The organism is Isoptericola sp. NPDC057391 (assembly GCF_042668085.1).
Lineage (GTDB): Bacteria > Actinomycetota > Actinomycetes > Actinomycetales > Cellulomonadaceae > Isoptericola.
Window position 1 is genome coordinate 1 of the sequence record NZ_JBHVBO010000294.1, and the last position, 3179, is coordinate 3179.

Sequence of the window (3179 nt, forward strand, 5' to 3'; positions counted from 1 at the left end):
GGCTCGCCGGGACCGGGGTCCCGACGAGCCCGCCCGGCGACGTCGTCGGCGGGCGCCGCACGTCACATGCCGTTCGTGACCTCCAGCAGGCGCAGCTTCGGCTCGCCGCTGAACGGGTCGAGGACGACGTTCGACACGTTCTCGCTGTAGTAGTACGAGTTCACCGAGAAGACGACGGGCACCGTCGGGAAGTCCTCGGCCAGCACGGCCTCGGCCTCCTGGTAGTGCGTCACCGCCTCCTCCAGCGTCGCCGCCTCGTCGCCCGCCGCGATGGCCGCCTCGAAGTCCTCGCTGTAGTAGCCGAACTCCGTGTTGCCGTTCTCCGCGTCGCCGCTGGCGTATACCGGGGCCAGGTAGTTCTCGTTCAGCGGGTAGTCCGGGAACCAGTTGGCGCGGAACGGGCCGGAGAAGTCGCGCGCCGACCGGCGGTCGAAGTAGTCCGGAGTCGGGTCGAGCTCGTACGGGATGCCGAGGGTCTCCTGGATGGAGTCGCCGATCGCCTTGAACAGCGCCTGCTCGGTCTCGTCCTGGCCGAGGTGGATCGTCAGCTTCTCGCCGTCGGGCCAGCCGCCCGCCTGCTCGAGCGCCGCCTTCGCGGCGTCGGGGTCGAACTCGCACCACTGGCACGTGCCGGCCTCGCCGCCGGGGACACCGTCGGGCACGACCCAGCTGTCCGCGGGCACGCGCTCACCGGGCAGGAGCGCGTCGATGATGCCCTGCCGGTCGATGGCCAGCGAGATCGCCTTGCGGAACTCGACGTCCTTCCACGGGCCGTCCTCGTAGAGCGGGAACGCCAGGTAGGTGAGCGCCGCGCCGGGTCCCTCGACGTACCGCTCCTGCAGGTCGGGGTCGTTCTGCGCAGCCGCGAGCTCCGCGGGCGGCGGGACGGCGAAGTCCAGGTTGCCCGCCTGGAAGTCGGGCCAGTTCTCGGTGCCCGCGTACTCGGTCCACTCGATGGTGCCGTACTCCGGCGTCTCCTCCAGCGAGTAGTCCTCCCACCGGGTCGCCGTGAGGCTCACCCCCTGGTCCCACTGCTCGACCTGGAAGGGCCCGTTGCCGATCGGCTGCACGGCGCACGCCTCGATGTCGTCGAGGCACTCCTGCGCGATCGGGAAGAAGCCGGTGTACCCGAGCATCGTGGCAAAGCCGGCGAACGGGCCGGTGAGCGTGACCTCGAGCGTCTGCGGGTCCACCACCTTGAGCCCGGACAGCGTGTCCGCGGCCGGCTCCTCGGTGACGTTCCCCTCGTCGTCGGTCTCGCCCTGCATCTCCTCGTACCCGGCGATGCGCTCGAAGAAGTAGTTGTTCGCCATGGCGTTCGGGCCGTAGGCGGCGTAGTTCCACGCCCGCGCGAACGCCTCCGCGTCGACCGGCTCGCCGTTCTGGAACGTCAGGTCCGGCTTGATCGTGATGGTCCAGACCGTGTTGTCGTCGCTCTCGATGCTCTCCGCGACGTAGTTGTACGGCTCGGTGGTCTCCGGGTCGTACCGGACCAGTCCGTCGTAGACGACGTCGAGCACGGAGATGTTGTCCCCGACGTTCGAGTCCATCGGCAGCAGCGTCTCGACGTCCTGCGCGAGCGCGAGCCGGAGCGTCGCGTCCGGGTCGCTGCCGCCTCCCCCGCCGCCGTCACCCTCGCCCTCGGTACCGCCCCCGCCGCCCGAACAGCTCGCCAGCACCAGCGCCACCGCTGTCGCCGCGGCCGCCACCGCAGCCTTTCGCCCCATCGTCACCGGCTTCTCCCCACGTCGTGGTCGCCCAAGGCGCCGTTGCCATGCCGTGTTCACGTCGTCGTGCACGTCGCCGCCGACCGCGCTCACGAGCCCGCGACGGCGTTGCCGTGGAACATATCGCCATCATGGCCTCCCGTGGTGAAAATCACTGTTAAGGATCAGTAACGATCGACCGCGTGTCGCGCCCGACGCCAGGCCCGGTCGCGGAAGCAGGCCCGGCTGACTGCCCGCGTCCTCACGGCGGCAGTCCAGGCTCGCGGCGGCAGTCCAGGCTCGCGGCGGCAGTCCAGGCTCGCGGCGGCAGTTCGAACTGCCGCGGTGGGGCGAGACTGCCGCGACGACGCTGTCCCCAGGCCGGGTCCCTCCACAGCCGCGCGTCGGGCGGTGCCGCGACGAGTGCGCACCGAGCACCATCCCAGGCATGAGCGACGACGACCGCGCCCTCCTGATCGCACGGCACCACGACCCCGCAGTGCTGCGGCGCGCGACCGCCGCGCGCGAGATCGAGCGCGTGCGCCGGGGCGCCTACCGCGCGCCACGGGCCGGCACGCGGGACCCGCATGCCCACGCCCGCGACCACCTGGCCGCCGTCCACCAGCAGCTCGACGCCGACCACGTGTTCAGTCACGAGTCCGCGGCCCTCGTCTGGGGCGTGCCGCTATGGGAGACGCCGTCGACGACGCACGTGCTGCAGCGCTCGGGCGCCAGCACGCGATCGGCCCGCGACATCGTGCGACGGCGCGGGTTGCCGGGGCGCTGGGTGCAGCGCGAGGGACTACCGATCACCGACCTGACCCGCACCGTCGTCGACTGCCTCACGACGATGCATCCGCTGGGTGGCCTGGTCGTCGCCGACTGGGCGCTCGGGCACGGTCTCGACCGTGCGGAGGCGGCGCGGCTGCTCGACGGGCGTCGCCGTGGGGTCCGCCGGGCACGCCTCGTGCTCGAGCTGGCCGAGGAGCGGGTCGACCCGCCCTGGGAGACCTGGCTGCGGTACGTGGCGGTGCGGGCCGGCCTGCCGCGCCCGGTGACGCAGTTCCGGGCCGACACGCGCGCCGGACGGTACGAGATCGACGTCGTGTGGCTCGAGCACCGCGTGCTTGCCGAGTTCGACGGCCGGATCAAGTACCGCGACGGCGCGTTCGGACCCGGGTACGACGCCGAGCGAGCGCTGTTCGAGGAGAAGGTGCGCGAGGACGCCATCACCGAGCACCTCGGCGTGCGGCCGCTACGGTTCGTCGCCCGGGACGCCCGGAACCCGGACGGCGTCGCGCGACGCCTGCTCGCCCGGTTCCCGGACGAGGTCCGCCGCGCGGCACGGGTCCACCCGCTGATGCCACCCCCTCGTACGCGGATTTCAGCGAATCGGCCTGTTCGATGGAGCCGTCGGTCTCGATGACGGCGGTGGCGGCGGGCGCGAGCCCGAGGGTCTCGGTGGTGGCGGGC

The 3179-nt window shown here is 72.0% G+C and carries 2 protein-coding genes; one reads left to right on the plus strand and one right to left on the minus strand.

The window, feature by feature from the left end; genetic code table 11:
- Positions 1-62: 62 nt before the first annotated feature.
- A complete protein-coding gene (locus ACFUVW_RS20375; protein WP_430573118.1) occupies positions 63-1727 on the minus strand; it encodes an ABC transporter substrate-binding protein in 1665 nt (554 codons plus the stop codon).
- Positions 1728-2154: 427 nt separating this feature from the next.
- Between ACFUVW_RS20375 and ACFUVW_RS20380 the strand changes: the two genes are divergently transcribed.
- Positions 2155-3132, plus strand: a complete 978-nt coding sequence (locus ACFUVW_RS20380) for a hypothetical protein (protein ID WP_430573117.1) — start codon at positions 2155-2157, stop codon at positions 3130-3132.
- Positions 3133-3179: the final 47 nt, after the last annotated feature.

Excerpts from the sequence above, each read along its gene's own strand:
- ACFUVW_RS20375 (WP_430573118.1), bottom strand. The coding sequence starts at position 1,727 with ATGGGGCGAAAGGCTGCGGTGGCGGCCGCGGCGACAGCGGTGGCGCTG.
- ACFUVW_RS20380 (WP_430573117.1), top strand. The coding sequence starts at position 2,155 with ATGAGCGACGACGACCGCGCCCTCCTGATCGCACGGCACCACGACCCC.